14 protein-coding genes are annotated in these 25035 nt (G+C 40.1%); 12 read left to right on the top strand and 2 right to left on the bottom strand.

Going from position 1 to position 25035, the window contains the following annotated elements; all coding sequences use genetic code 11:
• Nucleotides 1–10: 10 nt before the first annotated feature.
• Both mvaD and mvk read right to left on the bottom strand, forming a co-directional pair.
• A complete protein-coding gene (gene mvaD, locus OZX58_RS04245; RefSeq protein ID WP_277140402.1) occupies nt 11–973 on the bottom strand; it encodes a diphosphomevalonate decarboxylase in 963 nt (320 codons plus the stop codon).
• Complete coding sequence (gene mvk, locus OZX58_RS04240) at nt 973–1881, bottom strand: mevalonate kinase (RefSeq protein WP_277140401.1); 909 nt, start codon at nt 1879–1881, stop codon at nt 973–975. Before mvk ends, mvaD begins: the two co-directional genes overlap by 1 nt.
• A 75-nt stretch (nt 1882–1956) precedes the next feature.
• Here mvk and OZX58_RS04235 point away from each other — a divergent pair, with 75 nt between their 5' ends.
• From OZX58_RS04235 to OZX58_RS04180, 12 genes are all read left to right on the top strand, one after another.
• On the top strand, nt 1957–5433 hold the full coding sequence (locus OZX58_RS04235; protein WP_277140400.1) for a PD-(D/E)XK nuclease family protein: 3477 nt from the start codon (nt 1957–1959) through the stop codon (nt 5431–5433).
• A gap of 3 nt (nt 5434–5436) precedes the next feature.
• Nucleotides 5437–9048 carry a helicase-exonuclease AddAB subunit AddA gene (addA, locus tag OZX58_RS04230; protein ID WP_277140398.1) on the top strand — a complete coding sequence of 1204 codons (3612 nt, stop codon included), beginning with the start codon at nt 5437–5439 and terminating at the stop codon, nt 9046–9048.
• 21 nt (nt 9049–9069) lie between these two features.
• On the top strand, nt 9070–11856 hold the full coding sequence (locus OZX58_RS04225; RefSeq protein ID WP_277129629.1) for a helicase C-terminal domain-containing protein: 2787 nt from the start codon (nt 9070–9072) through the stop codon (nt 11854–11856).
• Complete coding sequence (locus tag OZX58_RS04220) at nt 11849–12331, top strand: hypothetical protein (protein ID WP_277140397.1); 483 nt, start codon at nt 11849–11851, stop codon at nt 12329–12331. Before OZX58_RS04225 ends, OZX58_RS04220 begins: the two co-directional genes overlap by 8 nt.
• 66 nt (nt 12332–12397) lie before the next feature.
• Complete coding sequence (gene asnS, locus OZX58_RS04215; protein WP_277140396.1) at nt 12398–13696, top strand: asparagine--tRNA ligase; 1299 nt, start codon at nt 12398–12400, stop codon at nt 13694–13696.
• Nucleotides 13697–13768: 72 nt separating this feature from the next.
• Entirely contained in the window at nt 13769–14410 is a 642-nt protein-coding gene (locus tag OZX58_RS04210; protein WP_277129632.1) for a DnaD domain protein, read from the top strand.
• Nucleotides 14410–15033 (top strand): endonuclease III, encoded by a 624-nt coding sequence (nth, locus tag OZX58_RS04205; RefSeq protein ID WP_277140394.1) that lies wholly within the window; start codon nt 14410–14412, stop codon nt 15031–15033. The genes OZX58_RS04210 and nth overlap by 1 nt, the downstream gene beginning before the upstream one ends.
• 264 nt (nt 15034–15297) lie before the next feature.
• A complete protein-coding gene (locus OZX58_RS04200; RefSeq protein WP_277140393.1) occupies nt 15298–20241 on the top strand; it encodes an SLAP domain-containing protein in 4944 nt (1647 codons plus the stop codon).
• Nucleotides 20242–20429: 188 nt separating this feature from the next.
• Entirely contained in the window at nt 20430–21203 is a 774-nt protein-coding gene (locus OZX58_RS04195; RefSeq protein ID WP_277140392.1) for an accessory Sec system protein Asp3, read from the top strand.
• Between the two features lie 32 nt (nt 21204–21235).
• Nucleotides 21236–21418 carry a hypothetical protein gene (locus OZX58_RS04190; protein ID WP_277140391.1) on the top strand — a complete coding sequence of 61 codons (183 nt, stop codon included), beginning with the start codon at nt 21236–21238 and terminating at the stop codon, nt 21416–21418.
• Nucleotides 21419–21431: 13 nt separating this feature from the next.
• Nucleotides 21432–23765: a preprotein translocase subunit SecA gene (gene secA, locus OZX58_RS04185; RefSeq protein WP_277140390.1), complete on the top strand. Its 2334-nt coding sequence runs from the start codon at nt 21432–21434 to the stop codon at nt 23763–23765.
• A gap of 46 nt (nt 23766–23811) precedes the next feature.
• Complete coding sequence (locus tag OZX58_RS04180) at nt 23812–25029, top strand: hypothetical protein (RefSeq protein ID WP_277141693.1); 1218 nt, start codon at nt 23812–23814, stop codon at nt 25027–25029.
• The last annotated feature ends 6 nt before the right edge of the window (nt 25030–25035 follow it).

The following is a 25035-nucleotide window of genomic DNA, read 5'->3' as shown; positions in this document are numbered from 1 at the left end:
ATTACATTAATTAGTCCAGGCATGAAATACCTGGACCAAAACTTGCATTTACTATCTTAGCATTCTTAAATACAGACTCAAATGAATTGGTCACATCTTTTACATTTCTTAACTGGCAGAGAACTTTAACATTAGGCCCAGCATCGATCGTGTAGTAACATTCAATTCCACGAGCCCGCAATTGCGCAACTAATTTAATCGCACGAATGGTGTCCGGCTCAAAGTAAGTAAAGCCAGGTTGGGCAGTCAGGTTAATTGCATGCATCTCACTAGCATTAAGTTCAGCTAATTGTCCTAATTTAGTAAAATCATTTTCCTTGATCGCGGCAATCATTGCCGCCATTTCTTGTTCATTACGCGTTAGCCACGGTTCAAAAAAGGGTGAGGATTGGGCTTGCTTCATCCCACCAGTTGATGATAACTTTTTCGGTTGCTGGTTTAACTCAATTGCCAAAAGGTGCAGATCCATTTGCGGCTTTTCATCCAAAGCATAGGCATAAGAACTGGCATCATCCGTACCTTTTTGCCAAACCGCAAACCCGCCATAAATTGACCTGGAGGCAGAGCCCGAGCCAAGTCGCGCTAAGTAGGAAAGTTCTTTACGTGTAACATCTAATTCATAATATGAGCAAAAAGCCCCGGCTAAGGCCGCAAAAGCCGAACTAGATGAAGCTAGTCCTGCAGCTGTCGGCACGTGATTGGTCGAATGAACGGACAATGCACCTGTGACGTTAAAACGCTGTTGTAATTTTTTTAGATAAGCAAAAACGCGCTGGGCACTTTTTCCCGTTTGTTCAATATTATTTAAGAAAAAATGGTCGCCAGTTGTACTCGCTGTGATTTTCGTATCCGTATAAAATTGATCCAAAGTCATTGACAAGCTAGACATAAGCGGCAGGCGCAGCTCGTCGTCAGCTTTGCCCCAATATTTAATTAATGCGATATTTGTGTGCGCGCGGACTGTTTTAGCCATTAAATTTCCTCGATCCATGAATTTGCGATTAGTGCTTGACTTGCGGCAATGATTTTTTCTGCTGCTTCCCGATTAGGGCACAGGGCAATGACAATTCCGCCAAGACCACTGCCAGATAACTTAAAGCCCAACGCTCCGTTAGCTAGGGCTAATTTTTGTAATTGGTTGATTTTAGTGGTTGCTAGGCCAAAGGCTTGCAAGATTGCTTGCGCCTGGTTAAAAATGTGCCCGACTTCGACTTGCTGCTGGTTAAGCCACGCCGTCTTAGTCGCCGTGGCTAGTTGTCCCAATTGCGCAATCATTTGCTTTTTAGTGGAGTCTTGCTCCATTTGGGTATGTACCTGATTAACAGCTTCTTTGGTGCTGCCTAATTCGCCAGTATCCATGATAAGCAGGGTTGCTCCCAATTGTGCATTGAGAGTTTTTGGGCCCATTTTTTGGTTAAAAAAGACCAAACTAGTTGAATTAACGGTTGCCGCATCAAGACCAGAGGCTTTGCCATGATTAATGGTTTCGGCATGATTGGTAATTGCCATGATTTCCTCTTCTGCTAAGTTTAAGGCAAAATACTGGTTTAAGGCTCTAGTTGTTGCCAAAGCAACTGTTGCACTCGAACCCAAGCCGCGTTCAGTCGGGATTTCTCCTGTGTAAGTGATTTTAAGCAGTTCGCTACTGTTAGCCTTAGCCTGCATTGTTTTGACAACGTACTTTAAGCCGTCGTATTCATTTGGAGCGGTAAAAAAAGGGCCGTGGTAACGGGTGGTGTCTAACCACATTTGCGAGCTAGGTTCAACGGTCGCCTTAATCTGCAGGGACATAATCGGCAGAGCTAACGCATCATAACCATAAACAACCGCATGTTCGCCAATTAAGATGACTTTGCCATGTGCTAAATAACTACATTTCATTTTATTTAAGATCCTTAATGTTAGTAAAAAATTGTGGCTCCTATGCTAAAATAATAGCTAAGGAGAAGTGAACAAATGATCAAGATTCTAGTCGGTCGGCAGACAGATCCTTTGCAAGAAAAAATTCTGCAACTAGCAATTGAAAATTATCAAAAGCAGCCAGAACATGAAACTTTTATTATTGTACCTAATCATATTAAGTTTACCACAGAAATTAGGGCAATAAATAAGCTTGCTGTGAGTCAAAAGCAGGTAGAACAGTCCGTGAAGAATTTGCAGGTTCTGTCATTTTCGCGACTGGCCTGGTACTTTTTAAAGGATGCCGAGGAAGGATTACCCACGCAATTAGACGATGCGGCTGCCGCAATGCTATTAGCGAAGATTATTGAAGAAAAGCGCGACCAGCTGTATTTATTTAAGAACGTCAGCGTTAATTCCGGTTTAGTTAAGCAGCTTTACGATACCATTTTGCAGGTGCGAGCTGGTAATATTGATCTGGATGAACTCGATGACAGCAATTTAGATTTGGAAACGAAGAACAAGATTGCTGATTTACGTGTGATTTATGATGCCTTTATCACGGAAATCGCGGGCAAATTTTCAACCAAAAATGAAGTGCAATTGCAGTTAAACGAAATCTTGGCCAGTAAGAAAGACTTAGGTAAAACCGATTTTTACTTTAGCGATTTTTCACATTTTTCATTACAAGAATGCTTAACTATTAAGCTGTTAATGATGCATGCCGGTAGCGTTACCTTGGCCTTCAAGACCAAATTAGGGCAAATTGATCCCGATGCCGAGGCTGGCGACTATGATTACGTCATTCAAAAAACAATTAGTCAACTGACACATTATCTGGATGACCATAACTTAGATTATCAAGTTACTGCCACGCCGATTGCACCTAAACCATCAAATCGCGAATTATTAAACGAATATTGGACGGGAACAATTACACCGCCGGAAGAATTGCAGCAGGTGCAGCTGGTGCGGGCTGATTCACGTTACGCTGAAGCGTATTTTGTCGCACGCACAATTTACCAGCAAGTAGCTCTGAGTAAGTATCGTTACCGTGATTTTTTGGTCTTAACACCTAATCTGCACGAATATGAGACCTACTTAACACCAATTTTGCGGCAAAATAAGATCCCGTTTTTTAATGACTTGCAGCAGGAGATGAAATATCATCCCTTAGTAGTGCTAATTGAAAATATTGCCCAACTACTTGAACGCCCCCTGCAAACCAGCAATTTACTGGCGATTTTAAAAACACGTTTGTTAATTCCCGATTGGTATCAGGATGAAGCTGCCTATGTTCACGACGTCGATGAACTAGAAAACTTTGTCTTGGCGCACGGGATTAACCATAACTTGTGGCGGCGTGACTTTACTGATTATGTAGCTGCCGAAGTTATTAGACTAGACAAGATTCCAGATGAAGTAGCTAAGATTAGTAAGCTCAAAGATTACTTTGTCAGTCGGATTTCTGACTTACTAGCCGAGATGAAAGAAGAAACAGACAGTCAAAAGGCTGTCACCATCTTCTTTAACTTTTTAACGCAAAATGGTGTTCCCAAGCGCTTAGAAAAGTGGCGTGAAGATGCCCAAGAACAGGGTGAATTGCAGCAAGCCCAGCAGCCTGAGCAGGTATGGGACCTATTGATTAATTTACTTCACGATTATCTGTTAATTAATCCTGATAAGTTCGATATTGACAGCTTTTTTTATGTGTTAACCAATGGTTTTAAGGAAGCAACTTTTTCGCAAATTCCTTCGACTTTAGATGCAGTTAACTTGTCCGAAATGGGTATGATCCAAACCAGCGGCTACAAGCAGGTCTTTATTATTGGGGCAACCAGTAATAACTTGCCGTCAATTCAAAACATTCCGGGCTTTTTAAGTACGGAAAACTTAGACAAATTAAGCCAGGCATTTGGCGAGGATTCATATTTGGAAGACCACCAAGAGCTCAGCAATTTAGACCAAAATTACCAATTTGGTCTGTCTCTTGCCTTAGCGCAAGATAAGGTTTACCTTTCTTATCCGGTGTTAAATGCGGCTAACGAAGAATTAGAACCGTCAATTTACTATGAACGGCTGAAACAGGCTGGTGCGCCCGAATTTAGTCAACATAACCTGCCGGATAAATTACAGAATTTGTTGTCATTTTTGACTAATCCCGAGGCCAGCCTTGGTTATCTGACGTATTTAAGTCAAAATCAGCCAGAGCCTCATGTCGAAAAGCTGCTGACGTTAACACAAAAATATTTGCCGCAAAAGACAACAATGGTGCTTGAATCCAGCCAATTCGATAATCAACCGGAAGACATTGGCCCAGAATTAGCGCAAAAGTTATACGGTGAGAACCTTAATTCTTCGGTCTCACAACTAGAGACCTTTTACGAAAATTCCTACGAATACTTTTTGAATTATGGCTTAAGATTGCGCAAACGCTTTGAAAACGAACTTGATGTTATCCAAGCTGGGAATTATTTCCACGAAACGTTTGACCGCTTAGTTAAGGAATTAAACCAGCATAAATTGGACTTAGCTGAGATTGACCAGACAACCTTGCAAAGACTGCTTGAAGTAGCCCGAGCAAAGATGCAGGATGAGACCAAATACCAACAGTTGATGAATGATCCGTTTAATAAGTATCTGTTCCGGTGTTTAGACCAGACAACAACTAAGGTGGCCGCTAATTGGCACCGTTCACTGCAAAAAACTCCTTTGCGGGCGCAATATTCGGAATTAAGCTTTGGTTTAGGCGAACAAGTTAAGGGACTAAACTTTGCCATTCCTAATTTAGCAGGAGACCACCACGTTAATTTGCGCGGTAAGATGGATCGGGTCGACCTTGCTCAAATTTCTGACCAGCAGGAATTCTTAGCTCAGGTCATTGACTACAAGTCATCGGCGAAAAAATTCAATCTTGGTTTATTTTATAACGGAATTTCTCTGCAAATGGTGTCCTACCTTGATGTCTTAGCACAAAATCAAGACTTTTTTACCGGCAGCAATTCCTTATCGCTACTCGGAGCCTTTTATCAAACAGTTACCCGGCAGATTGAGCGGCTCAACGGCAAAGATTTAATCGGTACGGATTTGCTTCTTAAACAGCCGTCGCTTGATGGGCAGACACGGCTAAAATACACGGGACTAATTAATAATGACCCCGACTTACTATTAAAGGCAGAGCCGTTGCTTGGAGAAAAAGGCCAAGTTTCGGAGCTGTATACTGGTGTTAAGACTAAGGCAAAGGGCGGCTTTAGTTTCAGCAGTAAGAATGATTTTACTGAAGATGAAATCAACCTGTTGTTAAAGTATGACGAAGACCTAATCAAGGAAGCTTCCAGTCAGATTTTGTCTGGGCAGGTTAAGCTTAATCCTTATAAGTATGGTAAGAGCAAAAATGCCTTAACTTATTCCGACTATCGTGATGTCTTCTTTTTTGACTCCATGCTTAAAGAAAACAAATATCATCAAATCAGTAATTTAAGCAAAAAAGAGCTGCTCAAGAAAATCAAAGAAAAATTAGGAGAGAGTGACTAAATAATGCCCCAATTTACTAAAGAGCAACAACAAGCGGTTAATGATCGTGGGCAGGATATTTTGGTCTCCGCATCAGCTGGTAGCGGCAAGACCACGGTCTTAGTCGAACGGGTCATGCAGGAAATTTTAGCGGGCACAGGTGTTGACCAGCTATTAGTTGTGACCTTTACCAAGGCAGCCGCGCAAGAAATGAAGACGCGGATTAAGCAGGTATTGGAACAGCAATTAGAATCGGCAGCAAATAAGCGTTACCTGCGCCAGCAGCTGAATCAAGTTGACACGGCGAATATTTCAACAATTGACGCCTTTTGTTTGGATGTAATTCATCGTTTTTACTATGTAATTGACATTGATCCCAGCTTCAGTGTCTTGACAGATGAAACGCAAGCGGCACTGCTGCGTGAGCGGGCACTGCACGAAATTGAAGCCGAATTTTTAGAGGCAAAGGATAATGACTTCATTGCCTTTTATGATAACTTTGCCGGTGATCGGGATGCCGATTCTGCTCAAGGATTGCTGCTGGACTTATATGACTTTGCCATGGCCAAGCCCGATTATCGCGATTGGCTCAAGCAATTAAGTCGTCAATATGAAGTCGGCGATAGTATTATTAAGTCTTCTCTATGGCAGGAACAGATTAAGCCGTACTTAGCGAATACTTTTGCAAGTCTTAATGAAAAAATTGAGCGGCTGCTGGCTAGCAGTCAGCTTGAAACTAAGGAATTAAGTAAGGTGCAGGCAAGCTTTACCCAATTTCATCAGGCGTTAGCAAATTATCGTAAAAGTTTGGCAGAAGATGAAGATTATGAAACGCAACGTGCATATTTACGCAGCTGCATTTTCACTGGAACTTACCGCAAATCCAGCAAATGGGACGAGGACCTGCTTGACGTTTATCAAGAAAGTCAGACTTTAAAAGAAGAAGCTAAAAACCAGATTTTTTCAACGTATACTTCCTTTTACGTGACAGATGAACCAGAGCAGCTTGACTTGTTAAAGCAGGGCAAGCAAATTATGACGGCAATTACCAAGGCTGAACTGGCTTTGATTGACCGTTTTAACCAGTTAAAGCGCGCTGAAAATCTGCTCGACTATAGTGATATGGAGCAATTAGCTTACCAAATCCTTAGTCAGGACACGTCAAACTCCCAGTTGGCCCGTGACTTTTATCGCAATAAATTTAAGGAAATTCTGGTCGATGAGTATCAGGATATTAATGCCTTACAAGAACGAATCTTGCAATTATTGAAAAAGGACGGGCAGAACAACCTCTTTATGGTGGGAGATGTTAAGCAGTCGATTTATGGCTTTCGGCAAGCTGAGCCCAGTCTGTTTTTGCATAAATATCATGACGCAGCACAAGCTGATAATAAGAATCAGGAACGAATCTTATTATCAGCCAATTTCCGGTCTGCTAAGCCCGTTGTGAAGCTGGTTAACCAAGTATTTGATAGCATTTTAAGTACTGACTTTGGGGGAATTGATTATTCTCGTGAAGGTCAGCTAATATTTGGAGCGCAATACTATCCGTCTAATTTGCCAACAGCTAGTGAAATTCTTTATCATGAAAAAGAAACGCAAACAAATCAAGATGAAATTGAGCCGGATATTGATGCCAGCGAAATCACGATGGTCATTAACCGAATCCAGCAATTTAAGAAAGAACATTTAATGGTTTATGATGCTCATTTGGGACATCAGCGGCCCTTTAAATATAGTGATATTGCTATCTTAACCCGAAGCCGCAGCGATAACTTAACAATTATGCAGGAGTTTGCCAAGAACCAGCTGCCATTATTTGTGACTGATGCCAAGAATTACTTTCAGACCCTGGAATTAACGGTGATTATGAATTATTTAAAAATCATTGATAATCCGGATCAGGACATCCCGCTAGTCACGGTTTTGCGTTCCCCGCTGTTTAACTTTAAAGAGCCCGACCTTGCCAAAATTCGAATTCATAGTAAAAATGCCAGTTTTTACAGTGCACTGACCTCTTATGTCGTAGTCGGTGACCAATTAAGCGGTCGCATTAAAGCCTTCTTAAATCAATTAGATGACTTACGGCAGTTTGCGACTAATCACCGAATTTCGGAATTAATCTGGAGTATTTACGAACGGACTAGTCTTTTAGAAATTATGACTGGACTGCCTAACGGTGAACAGCGCCGGGTTAATCTTGAAGCTCTCTATGAACGAGCAAGTTCTTATGAAAGTGCCGGCTTCAAGGGGCTGTACCAGTTCATTAACTTTATTGAACGTATGCGCCGCAGCCAAAAAGACCTAGCACAGCCACTGTTAACCAAAGAGGCTGGCGATGCCGTTCGGCTAATGACGGTTCATGGCTCCAAGGGACTAGAATTTCCGATTGTGTTCTATGTTGGCCTGCAGCATCGCTTTCAAATGCGTGATTTAAGTGGTAATTACATCATCAACGCCGATAATGTTGGCTTGACTTTACGGCGCAAACACTATCGGGCTGATTCACTAGTCAAGTCGATTGATAATATTAAGCAAAAGCAGCAATTATTGGAAGAAGAAGCGCGAATTTTGTACGTTGGCCTGACGCGGGCCAAGCAGAAGCTCATTTTAGTAGCGGATATTCCGAGTTTCCCGAAAAAAGTCGCGGCTTGGCATCTTCAACTGAATAGTAAAGGTCAGCTAGCTTTGGCCGATAAGTTAACGGCTACAAGCCCAATGAATTTTATTGGGCCGGCAATTCGTTTTGATGAACATCCCACTCAAAAGATCAGTGACGTAACGAGTGAATTAGATCAAAGTCAAGACTTGTTAATCATTAAGTATGACGAAGAACAAGTCACAGCCGCACCCGCTCAAAAAGCCCAACAGCAAGAAAAGCAGGATTTAACTTTGCTTAATCAGACTGCTCAGAAGTTATATGACTTTGTTTATCCATTTAGCGATGCTAGTCAAACGACAGCCTACCAGGCTGTTTCCGAAATCAAGAAGGCCTTCAATGACCCAATTGATACCGAACTGGAAAATGCCCACCTTTTATCATCTACCAACCGCTATCTGCAGCCAATCGACACCAAGCCGAATTTTCTATTTGAATCAAAATTTACGGGTGCAGAAATCGGTACCGCAACCCACCTAGTCTTGCAGTATTATGATTATCGCGGCAGTGGTGATGATGACCAGTTAGATAACGAAATTCAAGAATTGGTCAAGCAAAAGAAGCTAAATCCGCAAATTGTTGCCAGTCTTAAAAAAGATGAGATTGACTGGTTTGTTCACAGCGATTTTGCTCGTGAATTTTGGCAAAAGCCAGATAAGTTAAAGCGTGAAGTCGACTTTTCTAGCTTAATTGCGGCGACAACACTGTTTAAGCAATTTAGTGATCCTGATGCCAAGATCCTGGTACACGGAACAATTGACGGCTATTTTGAAGCTGACGACGGGATTATTCTGTTCGATTATAAGACCGATCATGTTGATCCGACTAATCTGGACGCGGCAATTGCTAAGATTAAGCAAAAATACACGGGACAGCTCAGGCTATACGAACAGGCGCTTAATTCTTTTGCCAGCCAAAAAGTAACCCACAAATATCTAATTCTGCTTGACGCAAAAAGGGCAGTAGAAGTTAAATAGAAGAGAACAGGAGGGCAGAACATGACATCATTTGCTAAAGATACTTTTGCGGTGGTCGATTTGGAAACAACCGGGACGCAGCGTGAAGACGATAATCATATTATTCAGTTTGGCTGCGCAATTATTAAAAATCTGCAGGTTGTTAAAACTTATTCATTCATGATTAATCCACACCGTGAAATTCCCTTGGCAGTCCAAAATCTGACCCATATTCATAATGAGGATGTCGCAAAGCAGAAAGACTTTACTTACTACGCTCCTAAAATCATTGAAATCCTTAAGGGAACGGTTTTTGTTGCGCATAATGTTAATTTTGATTTGCCATTTTTAAATTATGAACTAGTCAGTCATGGCTTTGATGAGTTGCCCAACAAGGCGATTGACACGGTTGAATTAGCGAAGATTGCCTTTCCAACCTTGCCATCATATAAGCTTGGCGACTTAACAGCCCAATTAAATATCAAGCATTTAAATCCGCACAAGGCTGACTCTGATGCCTATGGGACCGCGGTATTATTGATTAAAATTATTCATGAGCTTGAAGCCCTGCCTCAAGCAACACTAAACACTTTGAGCTCACTAGCTCACGGCTTAATTCGTGATACTTCGTGGATTTTTACAACAATTGCGGAAAATGCCCGCCAGCAAAAGCGACCATTAAGTAAAGACCGCATGCAGGTACGCAATATTGTTCTGCAGAAGCAGCAGGTTAATCCTACTAGTAATCCGCGAAGCAGTAAGGCAAAGTTTCCGATTAATAATGAAGTTAAACATAAGTTATTTAAGGGCAAAATTAATTATCGCCAGCCGCAGGTTGACCTGATTAACCAGATTAATGGCTTTTTACGCGACGGTAAGCAGCGCGCAATGCTGGTTGAGGCCCCTAATGGTACTGGGAAAACTTTTTCTTACTTATTTGCTTATGCCTACCAGCTGTATTCCAGCCGAAAGCTAGTCATTGCAACGCCGACCAAGGTGTTGCAAAATCAGGTTATCAGTCAGGAAATTCCGCAAATGCTGGCAGTTACTAAGCTTGACCTAACTGCGGAAGTGGTTAAGTCAAGCAGCCACTACCTTGACCTCGACGGCTTTTATCAAAGTCTCTATCAGGGAACGCAAAACAAGCCGACCTTGATTTTGCAGATGCGGATTTTGGTATGGTTAACACAAACCAAAACAGGGGACTTAGATGAGTTACAGTTGACCAATTATCGTGCGCCATTATTTACAGAAGTGACGCATCCTGGGGATGCTCGTGTGGGCAGTAATTTTGCGGCCGTTGACTTTTGGAATTTGGCAAGACAACGCCAGGAACAAGCCGATATCTTGGTAACTAACCACGCTTACTTGGCTAACCATTATAATGATTCAATCTGGGGGCAGAACCCTTACTTAGTAGTTGATGAGGCTCACAGATTTGTCGACAATGTGATTACTTCACGTAATGATTCATTTCAGTTTGAATCACTTTGGGGTGTGCTTAGTCATATTCGCAACTTACTGTATTACGCTGATGACAGCATTTTAAATCAATACGGTAATGACTCACAGCTTAACTTTTTACTAGAAAAGTTAAATCCGGAACTACTCGACTTAATTCACGCGATGAATAGTCTGCAGAAAATGTTGTATGGGCAAAAAGAGCAGGCACTGAATCAGAACTTACTGGCAAATGGAAAATTGCTCCTTAGTTTTCAAGGGACAGACTTATTCCCCAAAAAAGGAGACTTTAGGGCGCGATTGAGTGAATTTCAACGGCGGCTGGAAAGTGTCCGCCAAGAACTTAACCAAATTTTGTTTAAACTGGATAAGGAAGCTGGCGACACTACCAATGATGAAGATGCGCTTTTAGGAGAGATTACGGCGCAGCTTGACCGGCTCGACTTTTACATTGAAAAGAGCTACCAGCTGTCTGACCTGCTGCACGATCAAGCAAATTTGCAGCAGGAAGGGTTCATTGTTACCTTGACTAATCCACAAGATCCACTTAGTGCCAATATTAGTTGGCTAATGCTAGATGCCAGTAGCGAGTTAAAGCAAATTTATGCCCGCTTTGACCACCTATTGTTTGTCAGTGCAACTTTAACCAGTGAGAATAGTTTTGCCTTTGCAATCAACCAGCTGGCCTTAGCCGATTTAATGCCTAAGGAGTACATTGGTAAAAGTACATTCAAATTGGCCAAGCACCTTGAGGTCTTATCGGTTAAAGACATGCCGGATTTTGCCGATAATCAATATAATGAACTACTGGCAGATATTTTGACCAATGATTTGGGTAAGAAAAAGCATGTGCTGGTGCTAATGACCAACTTAGACCAGATTAAAGAAGTCTTTACTGCGATTTTAAACTCACCCAACCTGCAGGACTTTGAGATTTTAGCTCAAGGACTATCGGGATCCAACAATAGAATTGCCAAAAGGTTCGCGATTGCTAACCAAGCGATTATTCTTGGTGCCGACAGCTTTTGGGAGGGCATTGACTTCCACCAATGTGGAATTGACCTGGTAATTGTTGCTAAATTACCGTTCGAATCGCCGGATCAGCCAGAAGTAAAGTTGCGCCAAAAAAGGCTGCAGGACCAAGGGCTCAATGTCTTTCAAACTGATACAATGCCGCGCGCTGTTATTCGCTTTCGACAGGGAATGGGTCGGTTAATTCGCGGCGAGGAAGACCGTGGACAATTTGTTATTTTAGATTCGCGCATTTGGCAGCGAGATTATGGTAAAGTATTTCTGGATGCAATTCCGGTTAAAACACAGAAAGTCAGTTTAAAGGAGTTACGAGATAAGTTGGCTAATTATGATTAAAGATGATACAAGACAAACAATTAAGTTCGTTACTTGGGTGGTAATCATTGTAGTATTGCTCTACTTTGCATTTGTGGCCCTTTTTTACCAAGCAGGTCAACCAGAACGCAACGAAACCCAGAATGTTAAGCAGATCGCAACCAGTAAGACGCCAATTACGCTGGTAGAAGCACATTATCATCTCGACCGCGGAGTTAATAGCTATGCCGTCAAGGGCATTAGTAAGAAAAATGGTAAGTACTATTTTATTTATTTGCCTGGGTCCAAGAAGGGTTACCTTTATCATGCTAAAAAGGGCGTTAGTGAAACTAAGATTAGAGCAGAATTTAATCAAAAGCATACTGGTGGTAAGATTAATGAGGTTAACTTAGGCTGGTACCAGAATAAGCCAGTTTGGGAAGTAACTGCTAAAAATGCGGCAGGTGATTATAGTTACAAATTATATGAATTTAAAACCGGAAAATTTATCGGTTAAGTCGCGCAAAAGGTAAAACTTTGGTATGATTAAGTTGATACAATAAGGAAAGTGGAATAAGAATTTATGACAGAATTAATTTCAATTAGAGACTGTTCCAAGCATGTTGACGAAGAAGTTGAGATGCATGTTTGGCTGACAGACAAACGTTCAAGTGGAAAAATTGTTTTCTTGCAATTGCGTGATGGTACCGCGTTTTTCCAAGGAGTTATCCGGAAAAATGACGTTTCCGACGAAGTATTTGAAGCCGCAAAATCATTGCACCAAGAAGCTAGCTTCTACATTAAAGGTACTGTTCATCAAGATGAACGGTCACACTTTGGCTACGAAATTCAAATTTCGGACTTAAAAGTAGTCACTAACAACGAAGGCTACCCAATAACAAACAAGGAACACGGAATCGACTTCTTACTCGATCACCGTCACTTATGGTTAAGAAGTCGGCGTCCATTTGCAATTATGCGCATTAGAAACATCATTTTCAAAGCAACAGTTGACTTCTTTGAAAATGAAGGCTTCGTCAAATTTGATGCGCCAATTTTCATGCATTCTGCACCAGAAGGCACTACTGAATTATTCCATACAGAATACTTTGGTGGGGATGCTTACTTGTCACAATCAGGTCAATTATACGGCGAAGTTGGTGCTGAAGCTTTTGGTAAAATCTTCACCTTTGGTCCAACATTTAGAGCTGAAGAATCTAAGACTAGACGTCATTTGACAGAATTTTGGATGATGGAACCAGAAATGGCATGGATGCATCAAGATGAGTCACTTGATATTCAAGAAAGATTCTTGTCTTATGTTGTTAAACAAGTTCTTGATAACTGCCAATATGAACTGGAAATTTTAGGTCGTGATCCTAAGAAGCTTGAACCAGCTGCAGAAGGCAACTACACTCGTTTGTCATACGATGATGCTGTTAAGATGCTGCAAGAAGCTGGTCGTGACTTCAAGTGGGGCGATGACTTTGGTTCTCCTGACGAAGCTTTCATTTCCGAAAAATTTGACCGACCATTCTTTATCGTAAATTATCCAACGGTTATTAAGCCATTTTACATGAAGAAGAACCCAGAAAACCCTAAAGAATACCTATGTGCCGATGTTTTGGCACCTGAAGGTTATGGTGAAATCATGGGTGGTTCAGAGCGTGAAAGCGACTATGAAATCTTGAAGAAGCAAATCGCTGAAGCCGGCTTAAACGAAGATGACTACAGCTGGTACCTTGATTTACGTAAGTATGGTAGTGTACCGCACTCTGGCTTTGGCATGGGCTTTGAACGGGTAATTGCTTGGATTTGTAAATTAGACCATGTTCGTGAAGCTATTCCATTCCCAAGAATGATTAACCGCATTGAGCCATAGAGTTACTAATAGAATATAATTAAAAGTTGAACTAAAATTTTTAGTTCAACTTTTTTAAAGGGGAGAATTTAATTGCACTACAATGATTTTCGCAAATTAGGTTTTACTACACTTCAGAATGGTCTAATTGCTTATTACCCACAGCTCAAAATCAGTGATCCTGAATTAATTCTAATCATTCAGTTAGAAGCCTTTGCTCAAAAAGGAGAAAACTTCCCAACAAATGAACAAATTGCAGCTAATACTAATCTCTCAACTGGTGAGGTGGCAAGTATTATCCAACAGCTGATTGACCAAAATTATTTAACAATTGACCAATTAACTGATAACCAGGGACGAATTGGAAATTTTTATAACTTGGCTAATCTTTACCAACAGCTTGATGACTTTTTAACCACTAACGTAATGATTAAAAGTCATCAGGACCACACCGAAAAAGTTAGTGATAGTTTAGATAATAATCCGCTTAATACACTTGCGCGGCAGTTTGAAATTGAGTTTGGGCGCTATTTAAGTCCAATTGAGCGCGAAGAAATTGCTGCTTGGCTTAGTGTTGACCACTATGACCCAGAAATTATTAAATTAGCATTGCGAGAAGCGGTTTTGTCGCAAGCATACAGCTTAAAATATGTTGACAGAATTTTGTTAAATTGGCAAAGACATAATCTCAAAACCGTCGCGCAAGTTCAAAAATTTTTACAAAGGAACCGTTAATGTCACAAGAAGAATTGTTAAGCACTGAAGAAGCACGCAAAGTATTGCGTACGATTAATAAGATGTATCCTGATGCCAAAAGTGAATTGATTTGGGACAATAATTTCCACTTGCTTTGTGCAGTCCTGATGAGTGCCCAAACAACTGATAAAATGGTGAATCGGGTAATGCCCAAGTTCATTGCCGATTATCCAACCCCAGTTGAACTGGCACAGGCAACAATTGCAGATATTGAAGATCATATTTCTAAGATTGGCTTGTATCATTCTAAAGCCAAACACCTCAAGGAAACAGCACAAATTTTAGTTGACAAATATGACTGCCAAATTCCCGAGGATAAGAAGACCTTGGTAACCTTACCAGGAGTTGGCGTCAAAACTGCTAATGTTGTTCTAGCAGATGGCTTTGGTGTACCAGCAATTGCGGTTGATACCCATGTTTCGCGTATTTCTAAGAGATTTCATATTGTCCCACAGAATGCTAAACCGCTTGAAATTGAAAAAAGACTGGAAGAGATTTTGCCACCTGACGAATGGATTCATACGCACCACGCCATGATTTTGTTTGGCCGTTACTCAATGACGGCGCGGGATAAAGACGATCCGTATACATATTTAAAGTAATATAGTAAAACTTGAAAGCGAAATTATTTTCGCAAAAAACACTGCTTTGTTTTTACATACGCAGTGTTTTTTAATTTGTTTTTCTAAAAGTTATCATATCATTTTTATATCGACATTTTGTATATTCTAAAACTATGTATGCGCTTTATTTTATGCTGTTATTTAATCGACTTTTTTGGCAATATAGTGATATTTGGCTATATAATGAAAGTGGTATAAATATATATACTATATAATAAATTTATTATTAAGGAGAGGTTTATAATGAGCTCTAATCATAAAAAGAAACAAAGTCTCTTAAATAAAAAACATAAAAATAAAGTCCATAAGATAACTAGAAATATTGTTGCAGCTGGTACTGCAACAATTGGTGGTGTTCTCGGCGGTCTTGCTGTATCACCAAGTGTTACTCATGCTGCAAGTGTAACGACAGGTAAGGTAACAACTACTGATGATGTCTTGGCAAATGCCAAGTCAGCAGCAATTCCAGCTTCCCAAAGTGCTTCATCACAGAGTACGACTAATTCTAACTCTAATTCTTCAAGTACTTCAGAATCAGAAGCAACTGCTCAATCAGTTAGTCAGTCAAGTACAAGTAATTCAACTACTGATTCACAAAGCGATGGACTCTCTGAATCAATAACAGTTAAGAAGTCTCAATCAACTTCATTAACTAAGGATATTTTTTCCGATATTGCTTCAGCTGCAGCTTCAACTTCGGCTTCAAATTCAGCCAGCTTGAGTGTTGTTGCTAGTACAGCGGCAAGTGCTGCAGCTTCACTTTCTAACAGTTTATCTGGTTCTGCTTCAACTAGTCTAAGCACTGCAGCTAGTCTTGCTGCTTCTCTTTCAACTAGTGTACAAACTTCAATGATTAACAGTTTAAGTACATCAGCTAGTCAACTTTCGTCATACTCAACCAGTTTGATTAATTCAGCTTCAACTAGTTTGAGCATTGCGACAAGTACCGCAACGTCAATTTCAGACAGTTTGGTTGCTTCACAATCTACTCAGCAAAGTTTGGTAGAAAGTCAAGCTGCATCATTATCAATCAGTTTAGTTGACTCAGCTTCGACTAGTTTGTCAACAGCCGTAAGTTATGCTAATTCGGTTTCAGCCAGTCTATTAAGTTCAACCTCAACTAGTGCCAGCATACTTGCCAGCACTCTTGAGTCACTGTCAACTAGTTTTTCTAAACTGTTCTCACTCAGTACCAGTCAAGAAAGTCTTGATTCTGTATCACTTTCTGCTAGTTTGTCGACCTTAATTTCTGCAAGTGAATCAACTAGTGTTAGTGAAAGTGTTTCTAGATATAATGCAGCTGAAGAATATAATTCAGAACAATTATCAAGTCTATCAGCAAGCCTTTCTACTGTTATTTCAGCAAGTGAATACGTGTCAGCTAGTCTAAGTACTATAGCTTCAACTAGTTTAAGTACTGTAGCTTCAACTTCAGCCAGTTTAAGCAGTCTGTCAGCTTCATTGTCAACTAGCTTATCTGAACAAAGCGAAAGCTTAGAAGCAGCCAGTGTTTCTCTTTCAGAAAGTATTGCTAGTGTAAGTGCATCAACTTCACAGAGTTTACTTGATGCTTACAATTCAGCTTCGACTTCAATTTCAACATCATTAAGTAGTGCAAGCGATAGCTTATCGGCAGTTGTTTCTGAATCAGCTTCAACTTTGGCTAGTGAATCAGCAAGTACTGCATCATCACTCTCACAAAGTTTAAGTGTATTGCAAAGTACGCTTGCTAGCGTATCAGCTGTTGTCAGTGAAAGTACTTCAGCTAGTTTGGAAACATCACTTTCAACCAGTGAAAGTATCGCTGAAAGTGGTATTAATTCACTATCAACTAGTTTAGAAAATTCACTGTCAACCAGTATCAGTAATCTTGAAAGCTTCGCTAGCTCAATTTCAACTAGTTTGGAAGATTCCGCTTCAGAAAGCTTAAGTACTGCTACCAGCACCCTTGAATCAATTTCAACTAGTGCATCACTTGCAGCTTCAACACTTGCTTCACTTAGCGACAGCACTTCAGCAAGTTTAAGTACATCAATGTCTAACGCTAATAGTGAATACACTTCAAGTGAACTTGCATCAGCTTCGACCAGTTTATCAAGTGCAGTTTCTGCAAGCATTAGTACTGTAACTAGTCTTAGTGAATCTGCATCAACTAGTTTGATTTCTGCTAGTGAATCAATTTCAGCAAGCTTAAATAGCCTCAGCGTTTCCATATCAACAAGTGCTTCAACTTCATTACAGGAAGTATACAGTGCTCAAGCAAGTTACAGCTTATCTGCTGAGCAAAGTTTAAGCTATGCTAGCACATCAATTTCAACTTCGATTAGTAAGTTCATGTCAACTTCAGTATCTGAATCACAAAGTGTATCAGGTAGTGAAAGCCAGTTAGCAAGTATTGTTCAGTCAGTTGCAGAAAGTGCAAGCTTGGTTGCAAATAGTATTTCTACCAGTTTGTCTAGTGCATCTACTTCAACTTCAGCTAGTTTAGCTTCTGCAAGTGAAGAACTCAGTCAAAGTTTATCTAGTGTAAGTACTTCAATTAGTGAATCAGCTTCATCAAGCCTTAGCGAGAGTGTAAGTACTTCAACCAGCACTTCAGTGTCACTTTCAGAAAGTGCAAGTACAGCTGCAAGCAAAGTTGCTTCTGGTTTAATCAGTGCTTCAGAAGAACTTTCAGCAAGCTTAGAGTCAGCAAGTGTATCTACTAGTCAACATTTAGCAAGTATAAGTGAGTCAGCTAGTCAAATAATTTCAAATAGCATTGTTAATAGTGTAAGTGAATCAATCAGTACGGCAATGTCACTTTTGACTAGTGCTAGTGAAGCTGCTTCTAGTTTGGCAGCTGAATCAGCTTCAGCTTCGGTCAGCCTATCTTCAGCAAGTGCATCTACTAGTGCAAGCTTAGCTAGTGAGAGTACTTCAGTAAGTGCATCTACTTCAACCAGCATTGCTGACAATATAAGTGCGTCAATCAGTACGGCTGCCTCACTTGTTAATAGTGCAAGTTCAGCTGAAAGTAGCCTTGCTTCTAGTTTAGCTAGTGCATCATCAGCAGCATCAAGTAGTTTAGCCGAAGTAAGTGCATCACTTAGCGATAATTTAGCTAGTGCAAGTGAATCTACTTCAACTAGCATTGCTGACAGCGAAAGTGTATCAAACATTACTTCAGAGTCACTGTCAATTAGTGTAAATTCAGTTGAAAACAGCATCTCTTCTAGTTTAGCTAGTGCATCATCAGCAGCATCAAGTAGTTTAGCTGAAGTAAGTGCATCACATAGTCAAAGCTTAATTGATGCATCAGCATCAGCTTCAACTAGCATTGTTAATAGTGAACATGCATCAAGCATTACTTCAGAGTCACTTTCAAATAGTGCAAATTCAGTTTCAAGTAGTATTTCTGAAAGCCTAGATAGTGCGTCTACTTCTGCATCAACTGCACTCGAAAGTAGTGTTGCTGCTAGTGAAAGTACTTCTATTAATGAAAGTTCTTCACTTTCTGATGCTAACTCTAGCTACACATCAGAGCAATTGTCAGCATTATCATCAACTTCAGAAAGTGCAGCTTCTTCGCTTGCAACTAGTCAAACTAACTCAGTTAGTGCAAGTACATCTATATCAGATAGTTTAGCTTCAGCTAGTTCATCAACTAGTCAAAGTTTAACTGATGCAAGTAACTCAATCTCAACTAGCATTGCTGATAGCCAAAATGTATCACATAGTACTTCAGAAGAACTTTCAACTAGTTTAAGTACCGCTTCAAGTAGCCTTGCTGAAAGTTTAGCTAATGCATCATCATCAGCTTCAAGTAGTTTAGCCGAAGTAAGTGAATCGCTTAGTCAAAGCTTAATTGATGCAAGTAACTCAATCTCAACCAGCATTGCCGATAGCGAAAACGCATCAACCAGTACTTCAGAAGAACTTTCAGCTAGTTTAAGTACCGCTTCAAGTAGCCTTGCTGAAAGTTTAGCTAATGCATCATCATCAGCTTCAAGCAGTTTAGCCGAAGTAAGTGCTTCACATAGTCAAAGCTTAATTGATGCAAGCAACTCAACTTCAAGTAGCGTTGCTGATAGCGAAAGCACATCAACAAGTACTTCAAAAGTAATCTCAGCTAGTTTAAGTACCGCTGAAAGTGAAGCAACTTCTACATTGGTCAGCGAATCAGCTGAAGCTTCACTTAGTGCAAGTGCAGCAAGTGAATCACTTAGCGAGAGTTTAGCTAGTGCAAGTGCTTCAACTTCAACTAGTGTTGAAAATAGTGAAAATGCTTCAACCAGCACTTCTGAATTAGTTTCAAATAGTGAAAGTACCGCTGAAAGTGCAGCATCTTCTGCCTTAGTTAGTGCTTCAGCATCAGTTTCAACAAGTTTAAGTTCATTAAGTGCTTCATTAAGTGCAAGTTTAGCTAGTGAGAGCGCAGCAACTTCAACTAGTGTCGAGAATAGTGAACAGGCATCAGGTAGTACTTCAGAGTCACTTTCAAATAGTGTAAGTCTAATTGAAAAGAGTGCTTCTGAAAGCCTATCTAGTGCATCCACGTCAGCATCAAGCAGTTTAAGTTCAGTAAGTGCTTCTGCTTCAAGTAGTTTAGCTGTCATCAGTCAATCAGTTAGCCAATCTGCTTCACTATCAACTAGTGACAGTTTAGCTAGTCTTTCATCAACTTCAGTTAGTCTGTCTGGTTCTACTAGTGCAAGTGTATCTACTTCAACCAGTACGACTATGTCGCAATCGAGCAACTCAACCTCGACTTCAAATCCTGGTTCAACCAGCACTTCGGCATCTAATTCCGCAAGCAATTCAGCTTCAAACAGCGGTAGTAACAGCTACGCTCCTGAAGATAAGCTTCTTATCCACAATGCTTACATCTACAACAAGAAGGGCAAGCGTGTTGGTAAGAAGGTCTTAAGAAGAAGAAAGACCATCAGAATTTACGGCGTTAAAGTAATTAAAGGTCGGAAATTCTACAGCATCGGTAAAGGTAGATACGTTGCTGCAGGTAATATTGCCGGAATTAAGAGACGCTTAGTTCACAATGCCTTCTACTACAATAAGAAAGGGCACAGAATGAACAGAAAGGTAATGAAGAAAGGCAAGTTAGTCAAGGTATACACTATCAAACGAATTAGAGGCAGAGACTTCGTCTACATTGGTAATGGTATCTATGTTGCCGCAGGTAATATTTAATTCTAATCATTAAGAATATTAGTTAAAACATCCCAATATTTATCGAATTTAAGATAGACATTGGGTGTTTTTATATATTCAGATTTTATAATAAATGTAGGCGGTTTATGTTATAATAATCTTAGTATATCAATGAATATTATAGTTATCGTTCATTAGTTTATTTAATAATTATGAGGTCTAAGATTGTGGGAAATGTCTATCTCTTTTTTTGTCCCTTAAATTTGTTCTATCTCTATACTTACGGGGCTAAGATTAATTTTGGCGACGATAAAATTAGTTATGAAAATGCCATTTTGTCGCCGGGACAGCCATTAATAACTTGGCGTAATGCGCAGTTGGCTCTTGATGAAATTCCAAGTATGTATTTACCAATACTTGAAGCTAATCAAAGATACCAATTTTTAATTAATAGTACTGAAGAACCTCATAATTCATTGTCACTAGCTGTTACCCAGTTTGATGATGATAATGGTCAGCTTAAGCATGATGTTTTTGAGCAAAAGGGCGGCGTATTCACTGTCTTACCAGAAACAAAGAACTATCAACTCGATCTGATTAATTTAAACAACCATAAGTTTGAATTTACCGCTGTTATCCTTGTCAAAACTAAAACAATGAGCAAATGGGACATCCAGTTAAACTGCCATGCAGCGTTTCGCTTAATTAAAATTCAAACTAAGAAGCTCAGCAATAAGCCGTTTGTATTACACATTCAGTCCAAGGCAGATGTAGTGCAGCGATTGAACTTTAACAAAAACTACAATCATGTGTTCATCACGTTGCCGCTTGACCAAAATGGACAATTTGTATTGAGTGCTGCTGATTTAACACAGCTAGTTAATGAATTGTCACAGCTATTGACTAATGCGGGGTTGCGTCAGCTCATTAAGCAACCGGCACATGATGACATAACAAAAACTATTGTTGCCCAGCTAAAGTCTGTTTCTGAGACACAATAAAGCTTTATCTTATTAACAAGGAGGCTGATTTGATGAAAAGTCCACTTGATGAAAAAATTCAAAAGCAGTTTGGGAATGAAGAAAATAAATATCCAATAGTTAAAAAGAACCACAAGACAAAAACAGAAAAATTAACTATCTTGGTTAGTTTACTGTTAGGACTGGGAATTATTATTGGCGCGGTTTATCCGTTAATTCAACTATTAGTTAGATAATCTGAGAAAAAACATGAAGTCATATTTAAAAAATCACCGCTACTGGCAAAAGACAACCCAAATTATGAAATTGCGCGATCAATTTGCTGAGTTAAGTGATGACGAAATTAAGGCTAAAACAAAGAAACTGCAGCGGCAGTACCAGCAAGGCACTTCACTTAATTCACTGTTAGTGCAAGCTTACGCCTTAGTCTGCGTTGCAGATGAACGGGTGCTGGGGTTACGGCCGTTTAAGGTGCAAATTTTTGGTGCCGTGGCAATGCACTACAATAATGTCATCGAGATGAAAACCGGCGAAGGCAAGACACTTACCGCAACGATGGTAATGTTTTTGCATGGCTTGACAGGTCCCGGGAACTTTTTAGTTACGGCTAATTCCTACCTGGCAAAACGTGACGCAACCAATATGGGTCGAGTATATCGCTGGCTAGGCTTAACTGTTAGCTACAATAGTGAAGACGCGACTGATAACGAGCAAAAGCAAGAAATTTACCAAGCTGATATTGTTTACACTGACAGCGGCACCTTTGGCTTTGATTATTTAACCAATAACCTCGTGTCAACAACCGAAAAGCAATTTATGCCGCCCTTTAAGTTTGCCCTAATTGATGAAGTTGACGCGGTTTTACTAGATCTTGCCTCAACACCGTTAGTAATTTCTGGTCGGCCTAAGGGACAATCAAATTATCCTAAGTTGGCAGATACCTTTATTAAGACGGCAAAAGAAAAGCGCGATTTTGCCTACAGCAAAGACCGGAAGAAAGTCTGGTTTTTGAAGACAGGGATTAAGCGAGCTAGTGAGTTTTATGGGGTGCCTAATATCCTAGCGCAAAAATACGCTGACATCTATCGTTATTTATATTTAGCACTTAAGGCTAATTATGTTTTAAAACGCGATCAAGACTACTTGGTAGATGACGGTAAAATTGTCCTGATTGATGATAATAATGGTCGCAAGATGAACGGTATGCAATTGCAGGCAGGTCTTCATCAAGCAATTGAGGTTAAGGAAGGACTAGAGGTCACTCCCCAGCAGCAAGCAATTGCGACAATTACCTATCAAAACCTATTCCGTATGTTTACAAGTTTAGCGGGAATGACCGGGACGGCATCAACTGATCGCAGTGAATTAATGCGTATCTATAACCTAGCCGTTGTTCAGGTACCGACTAATAAAGAAAGTATTCGGGAAGATAAACCCGACCAGATATTTTTCACTAATAAGGCGAAGCTACTAAGCTCGTTAAAACTAGTAAAGCAGAACCATGAAAAAGGACGACCAATATTAATCGAAACCGGTTCTTTGGAACTATCTAACCTATATTCTGACTTATTGTTTCGTGAGCACATACCTCATAATTTGCTAAACGCACGTAGTGTTGTTCAAGAATCAGCGATGATTGCGGTCGCAGGACAAGTGGGAATGGTAACTGTCTCAACATCAATGGCTGGTCGCGGGACTGATATTGTTTTGTCTGACGAAGCTAAAAAATTAGGCGGTCTGTTAGTTATTGGTACCGAGCGAATGAGCATCAAGCGAATTGACAACCAATTAAGAGGGCGTGCTGGTCGGCAAGGACAACCGGGAACGACGATTTTTTATACTTCTCTGCAGGATCAACTAGTTAATAAGTTTCCATCTTCCAGAATTAGTAAGGCAATTAGACGCCACGAAAAGCAGTCCGTTCAACAAATTACCGGACATTTACGGTACCAGCATTTATTTGATAATTTGCAAAAGAATGTTGCCCACCAAAATGAATCTTCGCGGTTTATGACGTTGCAGTATGGTGAGATTATGCGTCTGCAGCGAGAGGCTGTTTATCATGCACGTACACAAGTTATGGAAGAATATCAGGACCTTGATGAATTAGTAATTACGAACAGTGAGCAGGCAATTGATAATTTTGTGGTCGAAGACAATTTGCAGACAGCAACTATTATGGATTATCTATTAGAGAATATTGATCCGGAATTTGTGACACAGATTAACATTAGTCATTCATCTAGCTATCGGCAGGAGCTTAAAAAGATCATGCTTGCTGCTTTAGATAAGAAGAAAAAGCAATTTAAAAATCAGGAAGCTTGGCATTATTATGAGAAGTTGACAATTCTAAAGGCAATTGATGATTCCTGGGTTACGCAGGTAGATACACTGGAGACTTTACGGGTAGAAACCGAACAAAAAACTACAGGACAAAGTAATCCGATGTATCAGTATCAGACAGATGCGTTAAACAGTTTTATTAAGATGCGGCAGGATATTGCTCAGCGGGTAATGAGAAACGTCTTATGTTCGGACACTGATGGAAGCTCTGATGAAGGGATGCAGATTTATTTTGCATAGTGACAGTAACTTGGGTAAAGAATAGAAATAGGAGGGCAATGCACCGATGAAAAAGCGAACTTTACAAAAACGAATTCTGTGGTTGCTTTTTTTGGTGGCAGTTTATTGTTTGGGACAGTTTATCATTATTCCATTCGTGTCTACTAAAATTGCGGAACATTATTTAAGGAGGAACACACTTTTACGGGTAATCGGGATGTACACTGGGGCGCAAACTAATCGGCCCTCGCTATTAATGCTAGGCATTGGCCCCTATATGTCTGCCAACATTGTTTTACAGGCAATAACTTCACTAGATATTGCTAAGTTAAGAAACATGTCTGCTCACGACACCGGGATTTTAATTAACTTTTTAAGTTTATTTTTCGGAATTTTGCAGGGAATTATGTATGCCTACAATTTACGCCCGGCGCTGATTTACATTGGCTTTTTTGGTCATAATGTCAGCTTTTTACTAACAACTATCGTTTTAATTGCAGGAGCAATGATTGCTGTCTTCTTAGCTAACCTTAATTCAGAAAAAGGAATTGGCGGCTCGGCAATGTTGATGTTACCGCAGCTGTTGGTGTCATTGCCGACAATTCTCAAGCATGGCTGGGGCAACGGAACTTACAAATTTACAACCAACAACCTAATTATTGTTTTTGCAGTCGTTATACTATTAATTCCGTGTGGACTAATCCTAACTAGAGCTGAGGAACGGCTTCCTTTACGCAACCCAATGTTAACCAGTAACTTTGCGGAATCATTCTTTCCGATGCGCTTACTGCTAGGTGGTGCCATGCCCTTTATGTTTTCCAACACGCTCTTTATGCTGCCGCGAATGCTATCAGGCAATATTAAAAAATTCAAAAATATCGTTCTTAGTCTAACGTTGCTCAACCAAGTAAGCGGTATTCTGTTCTATATACTGATAATCATAATTTTGAACTTTATCTTTGGTATTATCTCGCTGCAGCCAAGTGTTAAGGCAAGAGAGCTAAAAGAATCCGGTTGTTATTTTTACGAAACAGTTGCTGGGGCTGACACGGAAAGCTTTTTACTGCAACACTTTATCAGATTAACTTGGATTAGCAGCTTGTTTTTAATTTTAATTAGTGTATGGCCACTGATATTGGGACTGAAATGGCACCAATTAGCCAACTTGACACCGTTTATCGGTAATGCATTCATTATTATTACGATTGTCTATGCCGCTAAGCAAGAATACCAAACTCTCAATAATGAACGTAAGTACGTCATTAACATGTGGGCCAAGAACTAATGATTA

The organism is Lactobacillus sp. ESL0680, assembly GCF_029392855.1.
GTDB lineage: Bacteria > Bacillota > Bacilli > Lactobacillales > Lactobacillaceae > Lactobacillus.
The sequence above is the reverse complement of the archived record's forward strand: the minus strand, read 5'-3'. Positions and strand labels throughout refer to the sequence as shown.